Genomic DNA, 16,294 nt, shown 5'->3' on the forward strand with positions numbered 1-16,294 from the left:
CGACAGCCTCGGCAACCGCCAACTCGCCTACTGGACCCAGCAACTCGCCGACCTCCCGGAAGAGACCCAGCTCCCCTTCGACCGACCGCGACCCGGCAGAGCCCCGGTCGGCTCGCGGGCCGTCCAACGTCTCCGTGCGCTCCTCCGCACCGCGCCGCCCGACAGGGCGTCAGTGTCAGTGCCCACCGGTACGTTGCCGTACATGACCTCCGTGACGAGCATGACCTCCTTCCCGACGACCGTCGGACCGGCCACCGCGACCGGGCGCACCGGCGAGCTCCCCGCCCGCGGCCGCACCGGCGCCGTCGAGGTGCTCCCCCTGTGGGCCGCCCCCTGGTCTCGGGCCGCGCAGGCCCCCGAGAAGCGCTGACTCGCACAACTGCCACCGGGGCGCGCCCCATCACGCCCAGCGGGTCTTCCGCGGCCTCCTGCCGCTGGTCGGCCCTCCCGAAGCGGCGGAAGCTCCCGGAGCCCCCGAACGCCCGGGCAGCGAGCCACCGGCCACCGTCCTGGACATCTGCTGCTCGTACGGCGTCAACGCGGCCCTGCTCAACCACCATGTCACGCTGGACGAGCTGTACAAGCGCTACACCTCGCCGCAGGTCGCCCAGCTGACCGCCGCCGAACTGATCGAGTCGGACCGCGCGTACTACGCGGCGCGCCGTCGTACGGACGCCGTGCCCGCCGTCGGCCTCGACATCGCCGCGCCGGCCGTCGCCTACGGCCGAGCCGTCGGCCTGCTCGACGAGGGGTTCGTCGAGAACCTCGAAACCGCCCCGCCCAGCCCGGAGTTGCACCGGGCCACCCGCGGCACCCGACTGATCACCGTGACGGGCGGGTCGAGCTTCCTGTCCGCCCGCACCTTCCGTCCGCTGCTGGAGGGCCGACGGGAGCTGCCGTGGGTAGCCGCGTTCGTCCTGCGAACCGGCTCCTACCGGGACACCGCCGACGGGCTGGCCGCACTGGGCATGACCACGGAGAAGGACACCTCCCGCACCTACCGGCAGCGGCGCTTCACCGACCCCGACGAACAGCGGTACGCCCTCGCCGCGGTGTCGGCGGCCGGCGACGACCCGCGCGGCGAGGAGACCGACGGCTGCTTCCACACGGCCCTGCACCTGAGTCGGCCCGTGGCACAGGCGGCGGCCCTTCCGCTGCACGCCCTGCTGCGCGATCGGTGAGCCCGGCCCGCGGCGCGGGCGCCCGGCTCCCGGCCCCGGCTCTTCCCTCGGGGACCGCGCCCACCGTCCGGTGACCCGTCGGACGAGGCCCCTGACCTGCCCGCGGCGGAAAGTCCGTGGCCGGACCGGCCCCGGCGGGGGCAGAATCGCCGCATGGCGGACATGCGGACGTTCCGGGAGGCGGCCATCGGCTGGGCGGCGGGGGGATCCGGCGCCACGGCGGCCGAGTCGGCCGAGCTGCTGGGCGTGCGGACGGCCGTGCTGCTGGAGGGGCCGAGCGACCTCGAGGCCGTCGAGGCGCTGGCCGCGCGCCACGGCCGGGACCTGGCCGCCGAGGGGGTGTGCGTCCTGCCGATGGGCGGGGCGATGAACGTCGGGCGGTTCGCCGGCCTGCTCGGGCCGGCGGGGCTGGGGCTGCGCCTGGCCGGGCTGTGCGACGAGAACGAACAGGGCTTCTACGAGCGGGGGCTCGAACGGGCCGGTGGGACGGCTGACGGGATCTTCGTGTGCACGGCGGACCTGGAGGACGAGCTGATCCGGACGCTGGGCGTGCCGCGGATCGAGGAGGTCCTCCGGACCGAGGGGGACCTCCCGGCCTGGCAGACCTTCGTGCGCCAGCCCGCCCAGCGGGACCGTCCGCCGCAGCAGCGGATGCGGCGCTTCCTCGGCACGAAGTCGGGCCGCAAGATCCGCTACGGCCGCCTGCTGACCGAGGCCCTCGACCCGGAGCAGGTCCCGGCGCCGCTGCGGGACCTGCTCCGGCACCTGTGACGGGCCGGGTTCACGCCCCGGCCCGCCCGGGGCGGGCTCGCTCCCTCACCGCGACAGCAGGGTGTGCACCTCGCGGGGCCTGACCTCGCGCTCGTCGAACACGACCGCCTCGCCCGCCTCCCGGGCCACCGCGGCGAAGGCCCCCTGGAACGCCTCCTGGGCCCCGAACTCGCCGGTGGTGACGACGGCGTCACCCCCGGGGGTGACCCAGACCTCGGCGCGCAGGAATCCCGGCTGCGCGGCCAGCACCTCGCGGACCCGGTGGCAGCGGCCGACGAACTCCTCGACGCTCTCGGGCCTCGGGTAGTGGTAGGCGACGAAACCGAACGACATGATGGCTCCCCCTTGCGTTGTACGATTGCGTATAACCAGAGGCTAGGACTGTTGTACGGCTTCGTACAATAATCGGGACCGTGAGGCGGGTCACACCATGGGCGCGTTGCGCACACCACGCGAGAAGTGGGTCGAGGAAGGCCTGCGGGCACTGGCCGCGGGCGGCGTGGACGCCGTCCGCGTCGAGGCCCTGGCCAAGTCCCTCGGCGTGACCAAGGGAGGGTTCTACGGCTACTTCGCCGACCGCGACGCCCTGCTGACGGAGATGCTGGACACCTGGGAGTGGGAGGCCACCGACGACGTCCTCGACCGGATCGAGCACCAGGTGACGGACACCCTGGACCGGGCCCGCCTCGCCGGACACCTCACCTTCTCCGACCGCCTGCGCCCCATCGACCTCGCCGTCCGCGACTGGGCCCGCCGCGACCCGGCCGTCGCCGAGCGCCTGCGCCGCGTGGACAACCGGCGCATGGAACTGCTGCGCGCGGCCATCGGCACCGTCTGCACCGACCCCGACGAGATCGAGGCCCGCAGCCTGCTGGCCTTCTGCGTGGCCATCGGCAACCACTTCCTCGCCGCCGACCACCCCGGCCGCACCCGCGCCGAGGTCCTCGCCCGGGCCGGCGACCTCATCCTCGACCGCCCGGCCGCCCCCGCCCACAAGGACTGACGGCACCCGTGACACCACAACCGGTCCCGGTCGTCGGCGGCACCGGCTTCATCGGCCGACAGGTCGTGACCGAGCTGCTCCGGCAGGGCCGCCGGGTCTCCCTCCCGAGCCGGACGGGCGGTTCCGACCAGCCCGGCGCCGACACGCTCCGCGGTGACGCCCAGCCACTCGGCCCCGATGCCTGGGCCGAACTCCTGACCGGCCACGACGCCGCCGTCCTCGCCGCGGGCCGTGACGACCGCACGGTGCCGGAGCCTGGTGGTCCTCGGCTCGCACCTCACCGCCATCGACCGGGAACGGCCCCGACTGGCGCGCGGCCGACGGCATCCTGACACGGATGGCCCTGGCCGCGGGCCTGCCGGGCCCGGTACGGATCCGGCCGATGGCCGACGGCCTGCTGCACGCGCCCTGCGGGCCACCGGGCAGGTGTACCGCCTGCGGGGACGGGAGCCGGGACTGGAACCGCGCGCACTCGGACCGCTGCTCACCTCGGACCTGTTCGTCGACCTCACCGCGTACCGCGACGAACCGGGCGTGGTCCCCGACGGCCTGGAGGACGCCATCCGTGACAGCTTCTTCCGACCGACCCGACCGACCCGACCGACCCGACCGACCCGGCTGACCCGGCTGACCCGGCTGACCCGGCTCACCGGACGAGGACGGCGACGGTGGCGAGGAACGGACGAGAACGCCCTGGGGGCGCGGCCCGCGGTGCGGGCCCGCGCCCGGCGGTCACATCAGGTCGCGTCGGGTGAGCAGCACCCGGGCGAGCGCCCCCATCGCGGCCGGCCAGGCGACGGCGACCAGCGCTCCGTACGGTGCCGCGAGCAGTCCGGTCCAGGGGGCCCGGTCGGGCGTGCTGATCATGGCGAGCTGGGCGCCGAGCGGCAGGAACCGTCCCACGGCCGGCCAGGCGTCCAGCACGGGCAGTGCGGCGAACAGCGTGGTCGGGACGACGAACAGCGTCAGCAGGTGGTGACGCACCATCGTGCCGACGAAGAGTCCCCACGCCCCGGCGGTCGCGCAGGCGACCGGGGTGCCCAGGACGGTGTGCGCGGTGAGGCCGGAATGGCCGGTGCCCAGCCGGAGGACCGTCGCCACCAGGGCCGTCCCGACCAGGCCGATCAGCGCGCCGCCCGCCGCGGCGGAGAGCGCCCGGTCCTGGAGCAGCCGGCTCCTCGGGCCGAGCAGGGCGGCCCGGGCTATGGCGCCGGTCCGGTAGTCGTTCGTGTAGCGCAGCGAGCCGTACACCGCGGCGGCGGCGATGAACAGGACGGTCTGCGACAGCAGTTGGCCGCCGGCCTGCACGTCGGTCGAGTGGGTGCCGGCCGGGCCGTCGTGCGGCAGGGCGGCCACCGCGCCGAGCGTCGGGACCAGCAGGAAGGCCAGGCTGCCCGCCAGCGCCACGTCGTGCCGCAGCCTGAGCAGTTCCACGGTCAGTCGATCACGCATCCCGGGGCCCCTACTCGGCCTCCCGCCGGCGGACCAGCCGACGGGCGGTGACCAGGGCGGCAGCGGTCCACGCGACCATCACCGCAGCGCTCACCGGAGCGGGGAAGAGCCCGTCCACCGGCACCCGGGCGAGGCCGGCCAGTGCCCCGCCGGGCAGGAAGCGCTCCACTGCGGGCGCGTTGAGCAGCAGCGGCAGCTCGACCACCATGGGCAGGACGAGGACCAGCGTCATGGCGAGGTAGTAGCTGCGGACGATCCAGCCGACCGCCGCGCCCCAGATCCCGGCGAGGGCACCGCCGAGCACGGTTCCGAGGCCGATTCCCCAGGTGGTCGGGTCGAGGGTGAGGTGCCGCCCTTCCGACCGGAGGGCGAACCAGGTCACCGCCGTCCAGCAGGCCACGCCGAGCAGGCCGCAGAGCGCACCGCCGGCGGCCGAGGCCAGCACCTTGGCGGCGAAGACGTTGCGTCGGCCCTGCAGCAGTAGGGAGCGCAGGATCGACTTGTAGTAGTACTCGCGGGTCACCACGTAGCTGCCGAGGAACATGCCCGCGATCGTGGAGGCGGCGACCAGACCGAAGACCAGGTGGGTGGCCGCCTCGTCGGTCCGGTCCCCGAGCGCGCTGAGCGAGGGGCCGCTCCACAGCAGCAGGACGGGGCACAGGACGGCGTAGCCGAAGACGCCGAGCATCGCGTACCCGCTCCGGGTCTTCAGCAGTTCGGCCTTCAGGGCGTCACGCACGGGACACCGCCGTTCCGGAGGCGTCCGCCTGGTGCTCGGCGTCGAGCAGTTCGAAGAACCGCTCCTCCAGGTCGTGGGCCCCGCCCTCGGTCAGCATGTCCAGCGTGCCGGCGAACAGCGTCCGCCGACGGATGATCACCACCTCGTCCACCGTCTGGGCCATCTCGGCGAGTTGGTGGTTGGACAGCAGCACGGTGCCGCCCGCCCCGGCGAACCGGCGGACGAACCGGCGCAGCCAGCGGATGCCCTCCGGGTCGAGCCCGTTGGCCGGCTCGTCCAGGACCAGGAGTTCGGGCTCGCCGATCAGCGCGCTCGCCAGACCGAGGCGCTGCCGCATTCCGGTGGAGTACTTGCCCACCCGCTTGCCGCCCGCGTCCGCGAGGCCGACCTCCTCCAGCACGGCGTCGACCCGGCCGCGCGGCACTCCGGCCGACAGGGCGCAGATCTCCAGGTGGCGCCGACCGGTGATGCCGGTCTCGAAGCCGATCCCGTCCATGTGCACCCCGACCCGCCGCGCGGGGGAACGGAGGTCCTCGAAGGGACGGCCGAACAGGGTGGCCGTGCCCGAGGTCGGCCTCAGCAGGCCGACCAGACCGCGCAGTGCGGTGCTCTTCCCCGCGCCGTTGGGCCCGAGCAGCCCGACCACCCGGCCGGCGCCCACCTCGAAGTCGAGTCCCTCCACGGCCGCCCGGCCGTCGTACCGCTTGGTGAAACCGTCGAACCGCACTACCGCGGTCATCGCAATCCCTCCCCTTCCGTGATCGATCTCGCCCACCCGCGTTCTCGGCGTTTCCGCCGGTCAGCGGCCGATCAGGCGATCCACATGACGATGCAGTGGAATGACGAGTTCCGCAAATTCGCCACCGTCCGCCCGGCTCAAGAGCCGGGTGGCCATGAAGAGTTGGGCGATGACTCCGCTGAGGGATCCAGCACATTCTCGAATCGAGCGGCGGAATCCAGGTCTCGGCGGCCTGCGGGGGGCCGGACGCGGAGGAGGCGTGCCTCCGGCACCGACCGGACATCGTCCTGGTCGACACCCACGCGATCGGCGACGGGGAACCGAACCTGATCGCCACGCTCCGCGCCCTCCCCGCGCCGCCGGCGATCGCCGTCCTGGCCGGCTCCGTGAACGACGGTCAGATCTCGGCGGCGCTGCGGGCCGGAGCCTCGGGGGTCCTCCTCCGGCAGAGCGCCGCGGACGAACTCGGCCCCGCCGTCGAGCTGTTGGCGAGGGGCGGGAGCCCCCTCTCGGCCCAGGTCGCCGAGCTGGTGCTGACCGGATACCTGAACGCGGACCGCCACTTCGCCGAGACGGCGCGGGTCGGCTCCCTGACCGACCGGGAGCACGAGGTGCTCTCCCAGCTGTCCCTGGGGCTCTCGAACAGCGAGATCGCCCGTCTCCTCCACCTCAGCCGGGCCACCGTCAAGGACCACGTGAGCGCGATCCTGGCCAAACTCGGCACGAACAACCGGGTCCAGGCCGCGGTGCTGGCCGCGGTTCTGGCCAACCGGACGGCGTCCGCCGCGGAGCACGGCGCGGACCGCGGGGCGGCCTGTCTGTCCGCCTAGGACGCCCCGGAGTTCACTGCCGATCGGGTGACGAGGGCTCATGTCGGCCGCCCGGGCCCGCCGCCGAGAACCGTCGGCGGCGGACCCGTCGCGTTCCAGGCGCGGCCTGGCGGGGCGGTCCCGGAAGCCCGCACCGACGGGCTCGGCACCCGTGCCGCTACCCGGCCGTCCGGCGGTCCCCGAGGCCGGTGCCGACCGGTGCGCGGTGCGCCCCGGTGGCCGTGCGGTGCACGGCGACGGCCGCGAGGACCGCGAAGGCCCCGACGAAGGCCAGCCCCCAGGGGATGGTTCGGACGTCGTAGGCGACGAACCAGCCGATCGCCGCCGGGAAGAGGATGCTGCCGGTCATCGAGGAGGAGATGACGAGTCCCACCGACCGGCGGTCCCCGCCGCGTTGGGCGAGCCAGGCGAGACCGGTGGGGAAGACCGGCCCGAGCGCCAGTCCGGCGAGCAGGTATCCGGCGACCGCGCCGTGCGGCAGTGACGCGACGGCGAGGGCGATGCTGGTCCCGGCGAGACCCGTGATGACCAGGCTCGCCGTCGTGACCCTGCGGGCCAGGGCCACCGTGCCGAACTTCGACACCGCGGTGGCACCCCAGAAGACCGCGACGATGCCCGCCGCCACGGCCGCGGTGTGGCCCTGGCTCTGGATGTCCTTGGCGGCCCAGGCGCCGATCCCGGTCTCCAGCCCTCCGTATCCCAGGTAGAGCAGCAGGAAGCCCGCCAGCGTGTTCCTGCCGAGCCCCTTCGGCGCGTTCCCGTCGGGGCCCTCGCCTCGGGTCCTCCAGGCCGCGACCCTGGTCACCCGGAGGCAGAGGACCGCTCCGGCGGCCACCAGGAGGAACCCGTAGGGCCGGCCCCAGGTGAGGGAGGCTCCGGCCAGCAGGGGGCCGGCCACGGTGCCCAGGGCGAACACCCCGTTGAGGAGGTTCACCATCCCCACGCCGTCGTCCTGGCGGGCGAAGACGTCGTTCACCGTGAGCACGACGTTCCCCGCCCCGAATCCGGCGAGCACGCAGGCGACGAGGCCGACGGCGAGGTTCCCGGAGAGGAAGATCCCGGCGCAGCCCGCGGCGTAGACGACGGTGGCGACCGGGAGCATCCGGCGGCCGGCGGACCGGACGGCCGAGGCGATCGCCATGGCCGCCAGACAGCCGGCGAAGTAGGCGGTGATCAGGTAGGGAACGTTCGCCGCACCGGACGAGTAGCGCCTTTCGAACAACGGGAGCAGCGGTCCCGTGCTGGATTGGGAAATTCCCACGAGGAACAGGAGGAAAAGGGCCGGAAAATAGCCTTCGGCCTTTTTGATGCCTGCGCGCACTGTTGCTCCTGCCGGTCTGGGGCGGGTGGTGCGGGGGATTCCCAACGAGCCTGGTGGCGGCTGGGGAGGCGCAACGTCAAACGGGCACGTTCCGTGATGTGCATCACGGGCCGTACGGTGCCAGCGGGCATCAAATCGGATATTTCGCCCACCTCATCCGTCTGTCTTCCAGTCGAAACATCCCTTTTGGGTGACAGATCGACGGACTCGTGTCCCCTTTCCGGGCCGACCGCCGTCTGCCATAAAGATACTGCTACTACGTACTGCGATGCACTCATCCCTTTCCATGCCGAGACGGAGGAATGACATGCGCTATGCGGTGACCGGCGGCGACGGATTCATCGGCCGTTATGCCATGCGGTATCTGCGGGAACAGGGCCACGAGGCCGTTTCCGTCGACCGCAGTTCCGGTGTCGACCTGCTGGAGGACAAACTCGGGCCGACGCTCGAGGGCGTCGACGGGGTGATCCACCTCGCGGGGATCCTCGGCACCGAGGAGCTCTTCTCCTCGGTCGAGGACGCCATCGACGTCAACATCAAGGGCACCTACCGCGTGCTGGAGGCGTGCCGCGCGAACGGTGCGAGGTTCGTCGGCATCACCATGCCGCAGGTGTGGCAGAACGTCTACCAGACCACCAAGCAGTGCGCGCAGAACCTCTCCTACGCCTGGCACGCCAACTTCGACGTCCCGGTCAGCCACGTGCGCGCCTTCAACGCCTTCGGTGAGGGACAGAAGCACTACGGGGTGCAGAAGATCGTGCCCACCTTCGCCGTGCGGGCGTGGAGCGGCCGGCCGATCCCGGTCTGGGGCGACGGCGAGCAGACCGTCGACCTGGTGTACTCGGCGGACCTCGGGCGGATGCTCGTCGAGGCGCTCGGCTTCGGCGACCGCGAGGTCTTCGACGGCGGCACCGGCGTCTCCTTCACGGTGAACGAGGTCGCCCGGATGGTCCTGGAGGTGACGGGGTCCAAGGCCGGCATCGAGTACCTTCCGATGCGCAAGGGCGAGACCCGGAGCGCCGACCTGGTCGCGAAGGGCGAGGGCTGGGACGCGCTGGGCTGGCACCCGGAGTTCAGGGCCTCGGACCTGGAGCAGACGGTCCTGCACTACCGTCAGTTCGCCGACTCCTGAGCCTGGGGGCACCGTGGACCCACTGTTCGAAGCCATGGAGAGGACCCTGCCGTTCTGCGCGCCGGACGACCGGCGGGCCCGTCTCGCGGTCCAGGTGACCGTGACCGGCGGCGGACCCCCCGACCGTACGGCCTACCGCACGGACTTCGGACTGGTCTTCGGCGCCGACGACCTGCTGGGCCACTGGTGGGGCGACTCCCCCGCCACCCGGCTCCGGATCCGGCTGCCGGCCGACCTGCTGACGCGCTTCCGCGGGGGCACCGTCACCGGCACCTCCCTGACCATGTCGGGCGGGGTGGGGCTCTCGGTCGACTGGTCCGAGCTGACGGACCTGCGGACCCGCGCGGACGGGCCGCTCTTCCGGGAGTACCTGGCGGCACTGGACCAGCACCCCGCCGGGCCCCCACCCGCAGCCCCACCCGCGTCGCCCGCGCCCGCACCCGTCGCCGCCGTCGCCGGGCAGCAAGCCCCGCAGGCCCCGCCAGCCCCGCAGGCCCCGCCGAGAGGGAACGGGCGGCGGGCCGTGGTCGTCCTCGCGGCGCCCAACGACGCCGACGGCGTACTGACCGGCATCGCCCGGACCCGCACCCGCCGCGCCGTGGAACTGCTGAACGCCCCCGGGACGCACCTGGTCCTGACCGGGGGCTTCGGCGCGCAGTTCAACACCACGGACCAGCCGCACTGGCGGCACTGCGCCGCCTGGCTGGCCGCACGGCCCGGCGGGCGGCCCCCCGTCCTCGCCTGCCTGGAGACCCGCCACAGTTACGACGACGTCCTGTTCACCCGCGAACTGGCGCGGCACCACGGCCTGGACGAGGTCCTACTGGTGACCTCCGACTACCACGCGCCCCGGATCCGGTACATCGCGAGCCTCGCAGCACTCCCCTGCCGGGTCGTCGAGGTGTCCCACCCGGACCTCCCGCCCGAGGAGTCGGCGCGGCTCGGGCGGCACGACGCGGGCGCGCTCGGCAGGACGATCGCCTCGACGCTCCTCTTCGGGCGCGACCGGCTCCCGCTGCCGCTGCGGCGGGCGGAGGCCGGCGGTCCCGCAGAGGTCTGGCGCCTCGACACCACCGGTACGGAAGGATGAGTGACACCGCATGAGCACGATCGCCTGCGAGCGCGTGCTGTTCGACCTCGACGGCGTGTTGGTCGACTCACTGCCGCTCATCGAGCGGATCCTGCGGGCCTGGGCCGTGGGACACGGCCTGGACGACGACGAGGCGGTGGCCAGGTCGTACGGGCGGCGGGACATCGACCTGATCGCCCTGGTCGCCCCGCACCTGGACGCCGCGCACGAGGCGCGCGTCATCGCCGGGCTGGAGGAGCACGACTTCGAGGGGATCCGGGCCGTCCCCGGCGCCCCGGCCCTGCTGGCCTCGCTGCCGCCCGGCCGCTGGGGCATCGTCACCTCGGGGACGCGGGCGGTCGCCCGGGGGCGGCTGGCCGCGGCCGGGCTGCCGGAGCCGGACGTCCTGCTCGCCGCCGAGGACTTCGAGCGGGGCAAGCCGGACCCGGAGGGCTACCTCAAGGGCGCGGCGGCGCTGGGTGCTCCGGCCGCGGCGTGCGTGGTCTTCGAGGACGCCCGCGCCGGGGTCGAAGCGGCCCTGGCGGCCGGGATGCGCTGCGTCGGCCTGGGCGACGGCCTGTCCGACCTGCCTCCCGGGGTGCTCGCGGCGTCGGTGACGGACCTGACCGAGGTCCGGGCCGAGGTGTCCGAGCAGGGGGTGCTGCTGCACGCGCTCGGTGCGGGGCCGGCCCCGGACCGCCGACCGCGCTGACCGCCCGGAAGCCCCCGTACGGGACCGGCCAAGCGCGGCACCGCTCGCCCGCCCGTCCCGTCGCGGCGTTCCAGGGGGCATGGAACGCGCAGGTCAGAGCGGGTTTCACCGTTCCAGCGTCCCGGATCGCCGGGCAGCCCTGGCGCGCGGGACGGATTCCGGGACAGTCTTCGGTCCGGCGGCGACCGGCACCGGGCCGGGCCGCCGGCTGCCCGGTCACCGGGCGCCGCCGCGGCGGCGGACACCCCGCCGCGGACCACTCGACCCAGAAGGATCCCTGCCGTGCGCACCACGAACCGACGCCCGATCGCCGTCCTGCTGGGAGCCGTCGGCCTGCTGGCCGCCGGGGCCGCCCCCGCCGCCGCCGTCCACGGCGGATCGGACACCACGACCAAGGCCCACCCGTTCGTCGTGGCCCTGGAGACCGCCACGGGCGAGCAGTGGTGCACCGGCGCGCTGATCGCGCCGACCAAGGTGCTCACCGCCGGCCACTGCGTGGCCGAGTCGGACGACCCGGGCTCGCTGCGGGTGATCGCCGGACGGACCGACCTGACCGGCTCCGGCGGCCAGGTCCGCCGGGTGAAGGGCTACCGGGTGGATCCGCGCTACACCGCCGCCCTCGACCACGACTCCGCCGTCATCACCCTGGACCGTCCGCTGCCACAGGCACCGGTGCGGGTGGCCCGGAAGGGGGACACGGCGCTCTACCGGTACGGCCGCACGGCCACGGCGCTGGGCTTCGGTCGCACCGGCTCGGACGGGCCCGGCACCCACCTCAAGAAGGCGCAGCTGACGCTGGCTCCGCCGGCCTCGTGTGACCCGTACACCTCGCCCGGCGACTCGCCGCTGCTCAAGGTCTGCGCCCTGCCGCGGACCGGCACGACGGACAGCATCTGCAAGGGCGACTCGGGAGGGCCGCTGGTGGCCGACGGCGTGGTCATCGGGGTGGTCTCCACCGGGAACAAGTACTGCGACACCCAGCTCCCGATCTCGGTGTACACCCGGGCCACCGACATCCCCGCGCAGCTGCTGTCCTGACCGGACGCCGTACCGGGCTCCGTCCCGCCCACAGGTGCGGGGCGGGACGGAGCCAGTCTCCCGGGAGTCGGTGTTCCTCGACTCCCGGGAGAGCGGACCATGGATGTGCACGTGACCGTGTGGGACGACCGCGATCGGGCCGGAGCGGGCGGGGCCCCGACGGCCCCCGCCGCCCCGGCCGTCTTCGTCCACACCATCGTCACCTGGGGCAGCGACCCGGCGTACGGGTTCGCCGGGCAGCGGCCCCTCGCGGACGGCCGACGGCTCCTCCTGACGGACCGGCGGGGCTACGGCGACAGCCCGGACACCGCGCGCAGCGACTTCGACGTCGACGCCGGTGACGTCGTGGAGATCCTCGGTGACGCGACCGCCGCCGCGGGGCTCGGCGGAGCCCATCTCGTGGGGCACGGGAACGGCGCCGTCTCCGCGCCGTCGCCACCTCCATGGGAGAGCGGCCGGTCTGGGAGGCGGAGATCCCGCTGGAGCCGATCCTGGACGCGGCCCTGCCGGTCCTGGTGATCTGCGGGACCTGGGAACGCGCGCCGGCCGCGTACCGGGAGCACGTGGGACTCCCCCTCATGGCCGTGGCCGAGTCCCTCGCGGACTCCCTCGGCGGCCGCCTCCTGCGGGTGCCCGGGTACTACCCGCACACCCAGGAGCCCGCCGCCGTCAACGCCGCCCTGCGGGAGTTCTGGGCCTGACCCGGTTCCGCAGGTCGTTCCGACGCCGATCGGCCCCGGGGAGGTCTGCTCGGTGCGGTCGAGCGCGTAGTTCCAGCGCGGGAGGTTCTCGGGCCGCGCGAGGTAGGCGAAGACCTCGCCGACGGGCGCGTGGATGGTCAGGGTGTTCTCGAATCGCGTGGTCGGTCCTTGGTCCGGCGCGCGGCCGCCGGCTCCCGTGCGGTGGTGGCGTTGGTCGAGGTCGTGCTCTCAGTCGAGGTCGAGGCGTTTGTTGAGGGCCTCGCCCGAGGGCAGGGGGTCGATGAAGTTGTGGAGGAACGCGAGCATCGAGTCGACGTCCAGGCCCTCGCAGGCGGCGTCCATCGCGGCGTAGAGGAACTCCTCGATGCCGGCCACCTCGGAGGCCAGGCGTACGCCCTCGGGGGTGAGGCTGAGATGGACGTAGCGGCGGTCCTCGGCGTCGGTGCGGCGCTCGACCAGCCCTGCGGCGACGACGCGGTCGACCAGCCGGCTGGGGTTGGTGCCGCTCTCGCACACCAGGAGCTGGCCGAGCCCGCTCAGGCTCAAGGTGCCGTGCTGCTGGAGCAGGCGCAGCACCTCGGCCTGGGACGGGGTGATGCCGTGGGGCTTGAGGGCCTGGATCAGGAGCCGGTTGCCCTCGCGCTGGGCCGCCAGGATCGCGAACCGCAGGTGTTCGGCCTTACGCACCGGCACCCGCCCGGAATCCGGGGAGGACGGCGGCGAGGAAGTCCTCGACCGCGCCGGCGTAGGTGGCCGGGTGGGAGAAGCGGAACATGTGGCCGGTGCGCGGCAGGACGACCTCCCGGGCGTCGGGGATGCCGTCGAGCATGATCTTGGCGGCATCCTCGCCGATCAGCACGTCGTGCGAGGGCGACAGGATCAGGGTCGGGACCCGGACCCGGCCGAGCGCGTCGACGTAGTCGGCGGTGAGGACGGCCCGCACGCGCGCGCCGAAGGACGCGGCCGGGGTGTTGGCGAGGAACAGTTCGCGGCTGCGCTCCTCGCTCCAGGGCACCTGCCCCTCGCCGTCGAACGGGGAGGCGAGTCGGTGGGCGTGGGCCCGCAGCGTCAGCTGCCGGTAGAGCGGGCCGCGGGCCTTGCCGATCACCCGCATCAGGGCCTTCCACGGCTTCGAGGTGACCGGGTTGGCCGCGAAGCCGCCGGACAGGACGAGGGCGCGCAGGCCTTGCGGGCGGCGGGTGGCGAGCGCCAGCGCGATGTTGGCGCCGAAGGAGTCGCCGACCAGCACCCAGTCGTCCAGGTCCGCGACCACCTCCTCGACGTGGTCGGCGTAGCGCTCCATGTCGTCGACGCCTTCGGGCAGGCGCAGCGTCCGCCGGGGCGCGTCGCCGTAGGGGGCGAGCTGCTCGGCGCTCCACGGAGCGCCGGAGAAGCACGGCACGAAGACCAGGGTCGGATTCTTCTCCAAAGCGTTCATATCGGACACGTTACACAACACATGTGTCGTGACACAAGTAATCCGCGTCACAGGGGAGCGCTCCGGTCCGGTCCCGCGTCACCGCTCGTGGACGACCTCGGGGAAGGTCGGCGAGGGGCCGTCCAGGAGGTGGTCGTCGTGGCCGCGCAGCCAGCGGTCGAGGAACGACGCGACGTACGAGCGGGTGGCCGCCACCGCACGGTCCGGGCGGACGTCGCCGAGGTCGTCGGTCAGCGTCTCCGCGCCGATCGCGCCCTGGCGGGCGAGCTGGGGCAGCAGGGACTGGGCGTCGGTGTAGGAGCCGTGGCGGGAGCCGGTGAGGGTCACGTCGGCGTGCCAGCCGGTGCTGTGCCGCCACAGGGCGTCCCAGCCGGGCTGCCGGTGGTAGCTGCCGGAGTCGTCGGCCCCGGTGCCCATCAGCAGGAAGGGCCGGGTCAGACCGTCCTCGGCGGCGCTGGTCGGGAAGACGCCGGTCCTCCCGTCCGGGCCGGGGAAGTGCAGCTGGCCGTCCATGTTGACGCCGGCCTTGACGCGCGGGTCGTCGTGCATGGTCTGGAGGGCCGTGGAGCCTCCCCCGGAGTGGCCGACCATGCCGATCCGGTCGAGGTCGAGCGAGGCGGCGAGGCCGACCGGCAGCCGCTCGTCGTCGCGCAGCCCGGCGAGCCGGTCCAGGACGAAGCGGGTGTCGTCGACCCTGGCCTGCAGCGTCTTGCGCAGCAGGGCTCCCATGTCGGCGCCGGGCCGGGTCATCAGCGCGGGCAGGACGGAGGTGGCGAGGTCCCCGTCGGGGAAGGCGACCTCGGAGGCGTCGTAGGTGTGGTCGACGGTGACGACGGTGTAGCCGCGCGAGGCGAGGTCCTCCACCAGGCCGGTACCCCAGGTGCGCGGGTCGCCGAAGCCCGCCGAGTACAGCACGACGGGCCGCTTGCCGCCGGGCAGCCCGGGCGCGCCGGCCCGGGCGTGGGTGCGGATGCCCGCCCAGTCGGTGCGGCCGGGCTCGAACCCGTGGGCGCTCTGGGCGGCGCTCCCGGCACTGCCGAAGTGCTCGGCGGCGGCGGGGAGCATGTACGGCGCGCGGTCGTCGCCGGTGGCGGGCCGGGTGGTCGGGTACCAGAGGCTGATCATCAATCTGCGGGGCTGCCCCGGCTTCCAGGGATCGTCCCGGCGGTCGTCCGTCAGCTGCAGGGACGTCGTGCCGACCGGGTACGGCCCGGTGGGCCGCGGCAGCCAGGCCCTGGCCTGCTGCCCGGTGCCCCGCTCCGGCGCCGCCACCGCGCCCGGTGCGCCGACCCCGCCCGTCACTGTCGCCGTCGCCGTCGCCGTCGCCGCCAGCAGCACCGCCGCCACGGCCCGTCCCCGCCTGTTCATCGCCGTTCCTCCTCGTGGGTTCCGTCTCGCTCCGAACAGGGGCGAAGGTACGGACGAGGAGGGGCGGAGACCGTCACACCCGGGTATCAAGTCCCCCGTGATACCCGGGTATGACGGTCTCCGGCGCCACGGGTACGGGAGGTACGGGCCGGGGGGAGCGTCGTTGTCCGGTCAGGCGTCGAGCACCTGGCCGTCACGCCTGACGACCGGTCCTTCCGCCGACCACGGGAAGTCGATCCAGTCGTCGGTGCGCTTCCACACGTACTCGCACTTCACCAGGGAGTGCGACTTCTCGTAGATGACGGCGGAGCGGACCTCGGCGACGTGGTCGAGGCAGAAGTCGTGCACGAGCCTCAGGGTCTTGCCCGTGTCGGCGACGTCGTCGGTGATCAGGACCTTCTTGTCGGTGAAGTCGATCGCGGCGGGAACGGGCGCCAGCATGATCGGCATGTCGAGGGTGGTGCCCACACCCGTGTAGAACTCGACGTTCACCAGGTGGATGTTCTTGCAGTCCAGCGCGTACGCCAGGCCGCCCGCCACGAACACGCCGCCGCGGGCGATGCTCAGGACGAGGTCGGGTTCGTATCCGTCGTCGGCGATCGTCTGCGCGAGTTCGCGCACCGCTCGTCCGAAGGTCTGGTAGTCCAGGGTTTCACGCACGTCAGTCACGGCGATCAGTGTCCACGGCCGCCGGCCGGGCGGCGAGCACCGGCACGCTCAGGACCCCGGAGTGTGGCGTTTCCCACCCCGGCCGCGCGCACCGTGCCGGGGCCGGTCCCGTGGCCGGCGCCGTTCGCGGC

18 protein-coding genes and 2 pseudogenes are annotated in these 16,294 nt (G+C 73.6%); 10 read left to right on the plus strand and 10 right to left on the minus strand.

Features of this window, described 5'->3' with window-relative positions:
* Positions 1–202: 202 nt before the first annotated feature.
* From AB0E96_RS26060 to AB0E96_RS26070, 3 genes are all read left to right on the plus strand, one after another.
* Positions 203–370: a hypothetical protein gene (locus AB0E96_RS26060; RefSeq protein ID WP_359827782.1), complete on the plus strand. Its 168-nt coding sequence runs from the start codon at positions 203–205 to the stop codon at positions 368–370.
* A 307-nt stretch (positions 371–677) separates the two neighbouring features.
* The gene (locus AB0E96_RS26065; RefSeq protein ID WP_359827784.1) at positions 678–1,181 is read left to right on the plus strand and encodes a hypothetical protein; all 504 of its coding nucleotides are present in this window, start codon (positions 678–680) and stop codon (positions 1,179–1,181) included.
* 153 nt (positions 1,182–1,334) lie between these two features.
* A complete protein-coding gene (locus AB0E96_RS26070) occupies positions 1,335–1,952 on the plus strand; it encodes a TOPRIM nucleotidyl transferase/hydrolase domain-containing protein (RefSeq protein WP_359827786.1) in 618 nt (205 codons plus the stop codon).
* A gap of 45 nt (positions 1,953–1,997) precedes the next feature.
* Here the strand turns inward: AB0E96_RS26070 and AB0E96_RS26075 are convergent, their stop codons facing one another.
* Positions 1,998–2,285 (minus strand): antibiotic biosynthesis monooxygenase, encoded by a 288-nt coding sequence (locus AB0E96_RS26075; protein ID WP_359827788.1) that lies wholly within the window; start codon positions 2,283–2,285, stop codon positions 1,998–2,000.
* A gap of 97 nt (positions 2,286–2,382) precedes the next feature.
* Between AB0E96_RS26075 and AB0E96_RS26080 the strand changes: the two genes are divergently transcribed.
* Complete coding sequence (locus AB0E96_RS26080; protein WP_359827790.1) at positions 2,383–2,955, plus strand: helix-turn-helix domain-containing protein; 573 nt, start codon at positions 2,383–2,385, stop codon at positions 2,953–2,955.
* Positions 2,956–3,687: 732 nt separating this feature from the next.
* Here the strand turns inward: AB0E96_RS26080 and AB0E96_RS26085 are convergent.
* Genes AB0E96_RS26085 through AB0E96_RS26095 form a run of 3 tightly spaced genes read right to left on the minus strand, consistent with a single transcriptional unit; the run spans position 3,688 to position 5,885 of the window.
* Positions 3,688–4,407: a hypothetical protein gene (locus AB0E96_RS26085; RefSeq protein ID WP_359827791.1), complete on the minus strand. Its 720-nt coding sequence runs from the start codon at positions 4,405–4,407 to the stop codon at positions 3,688–3,690.
* Positions 4,408–4,417: 10 nt separating this feature from the next.
* Positions 4,418–5,146: a hypothetical protein gene (locus AB0E96_RS26090; protein WP_359827792.1), complete on the minus strand. Its 729-nt coding sequence runs from the start codon at positions 5,144–5,146 to the stop codon at positions 4,418–4,420.
* Entirely contained in the window at positions 5,139–5,885 is a 747-nt protein-coding gene (locus AB0E96_RS26095) for an ATP-binding cassette domain-containing protein (protein WP_359827794.1), read from the minus strand. The genes AB0E96_RS26090 and AB0E96_RS26095 overlap by 8 nt, the downstream gene beginning before the upstream one ends.
* Positions 5,886–6,271: 386 nt before the next feature.
* Here AB0E96_RS26095 and AB0E96_RS26100 point away from each other — a divergent pair, with 386 nt between their 5' ends.
* On the plus strand, positions 6,272–6,715 hold the full coding sequence (locus AB0E96_RS26100; protein ID WP_359827796.1) for a response regulator transcription factor: 444 nt from the start codon (positions 6,272–6,274) through the stop codon (positions 6,713–6,715).
* Positions 6,716–6,872: 157 nt separating this feature from the next.
* Here AB0E96_RS26100 and AB0E96_RS26105 read toward each other — a convergent pair whose 3' ends face one another.
* Positions 6,873–8,036, minus strand: a complete 1,164-nt coding sequence (locus AB0E96_RS26105; RefSeq protein WP_359827798.1) for an MFS transporter — start codon at positions 8,034–8,036, stop codon at positions 6,873–6,875.
* Positions 8,037–8,343: 307 nt separating this feature from the next.
* Here AB0E96_RS26105 and AB0E96_RS26110 point away from each other — a divergent pair, with 307 nt between their 5' ends.
* The 5 genes and pseudogenes from AB0E96_RS26110 (at position 8,344) to AB0E96_RS26130 (ending at position 12,688) form a co-directional block, all read left to right on the plus strand.
* Positions 8,344–9,168, plus strand: coding sequence for an NAD(P)-dependent oxidoreductase (locus tag AB0E96_RS26110; protein ID WP_359827799.1), 825 nt, complete (start codon positions 8,344–8,346; stop codon positions 9,166–9,168).
* Between the two features lie 34 nt (positions 9,169–9,202).
* A complete protein-coding gene (locus AB0E96_RS26115) occupies positions 9,203–10,258 on the plus strand; it encodes a YdcF family protein (RefSeq protein WP_359827800.1) in 1,056 nt (351 codons plus the stop codon).
* Between the two features lie 10 nt (positions 10,259–10,268).
* Complete coding sequence (locus tag AB0E96_RS26120; protein WP_359827802.1) at positions 10,269–10,949, plus strand: HAD-IA family hydrolase; 681 nt, start codon at positions 10,269–10,271, stop codon at positions 10,947–10,949.
* A gap of 282 nt (positions 10,950–11,231) precedes the next feature.
* Entirely contained in the window at positions 11,232–11,987 is a 756-nt protein-coding gene (locus AB0E96_RS26125; protein ID WP_359827804.1) for a serine protease, read from the plus strand.
* A 99-nt stretch (positions 11,988–12,086) separates the two neighbouring features.
* A pseudogene (locus AB0E96_RS26130) lies at positions 12,087–12,688 on the plus strand (alpha/beta hydrolase).
* Positions 12,689–12,715: 27 nt separating this feature from the next.
* Here the strand turns inward: AB0E96_RS26130 and AB0E96_RS26135 are convergent.
* The 5 genes and pseudogenes from AB0E96_RS26135 to AB0E96_RS26155 all read right to left on the minus strand — a co-directional run.
* Positions 12,716–12,835 (minus strand): annotated as a pseudogene (locus tag AB0E96_RS26135) (hypothetical protein); the annotation flags it as partial.
* An 81-nt stretch (positions 12,836–12,916) separates the two neighbouring features.
* Positions 12,917–13,381, minus strand: a complete 465-nt coding sequence (locus tag AB0E96_RS26140) for a winged helix DNA-binding protein (RefSeq protein WP_359827806.1) — start codon at positions 13,379–13,381, stop codon at positions 12,917–12,919.
* Positions 13,368–14,126, minus strand: coding sequence for an alpha/beta hydrolase (locus AB0E96_RS26145; RefSeq protein WP_359827807.1), 759 nt, complete (start codon positions 14,124–14,126; stop codon positions 13,368–13,370). Before AB0E96_RS26145 ends, AB0E96_RS26140 begins: the two co-directional genes overlap by 14 nt.
* A 78-nt stretch (positions 14,127–14,204) precedes the next feature.
* Entirely contained in the window at positions 14,205–15,494 is a 1,290-nt protein-coding gene (locus tag AB0E96_RS26150) for an esterase (RefSeq protein ID WP_359827809.1), read from the minus strand.
* Positions 15,495–15,665: 171 nt separating this feature from the next.
* Positions 15,666–16,163 (minus strand): phosphoribosyltransferase, encoded by a 498-nt coding sequence (locus tag AB0E96_RS26155; RefSeq protein WP_359827810.1) that lies wholly within the window; start codon positions 16,161–16,163, stop codon positions 15,666–15,668.
* Between the last annotated feature and the right edge of the window lie 131 nt (positions 16,164–16,294).

Source organism: Kitasatospora sp. NPDC036755, from assembly GCF_040636595.1.
Classification (GTDB): Bacteria; Actinomycetota; Actinomycetes; order Streptomycetales; family Streptomycetaceae; genus Kitasatospora.

What these genes read in the sequence shown, in the direction of transcription:
- AB0E96_RS26060 (WP_359827782.1), top strand. Translation starts at nt 203, where the DNA reads ATGACCTCCGTGACGAGCATGACCTCCTTCCCGACGACCGTCGGACCG.
- AB0E96_RS26070 (WP_359827786.1), top strand. Translation starts at nt 1,335, where the DNA reads ATGGCGGACATGCGGACGTTCCGGGAGGCGGCCATCGGCTGGGCGGCG.
- AB0E96_RS26075 (WP_359827788.1), bottom strand. Translation starts at nt 2,285, where the DNA reads ATGTCGTTCGGTTTCGTCGCCTACCACTACCCGAGGCCCGAGAGCGTC.
- AB0E96_RS26080 (WP_359827790.1), top strand. Translation starts at nt 2,383, where the DNA reads ATGGGCGCGTTGCGCACACCACGCGAGAAGTGGGTCGAGGAAGGCCTG.
- AB0E96_RS26085 (WP_359827791.1), bottom strand. Translation starts at nt 4,407, where the DNA reads ATGCGTGATCGACTGACCGTGGAACTGCTCAGGCTGCGGCACGACGTG.
- AB0E96_RS26095 (WP_359827794.1), bottom strand. Translation starts at nt 5,885, where the DNA reads ATGACCGCGGTAGTGCGGTTCGACGGTTTCACCAAGCGGTACGACGGC.
- AB0E96_RS26110 (WP_359827799.1), top strand. Translation starts at nt 8,344, where the DNA reads ATGCGCTATGCGGTGACCGGCGGCGACGGATTCATCGGCCGTTATGCC.
- AB0E96_RS26115 (WP_359827800.1), top strand. Translation starts at nt 9,203, where the DNA reads ATGGAGAGGACCCTGCCGTTCTGCGCGCCGGACGACCGGCGGGCCCGT.
- AB0E96_RS26120 (WP_359827802.1), top strand. Translation starts at nt 10,269, where the DNA reads ATGAGCACGATCGCCTGCGAGCGCGTGCTGTTCGACCTCGACGGCGTG.
- AB0E96_RS26145 (WP_359827807.1), bottom strand. Translation starts at nt 14,126, where the DNA reads ATGAACGCTTTGGAGAAGAATCCGACCCTGGTCTTCGTGCCGTGCTTC.
- AB0E96_RS26150 (WP_359827809.1), bottom strand. Translation starts at nt 15,494, where the DNA reads ATGAACAGGCGGGGACGGGCCGTGGCGGCGGTGCTGCTGGCGGCGACG.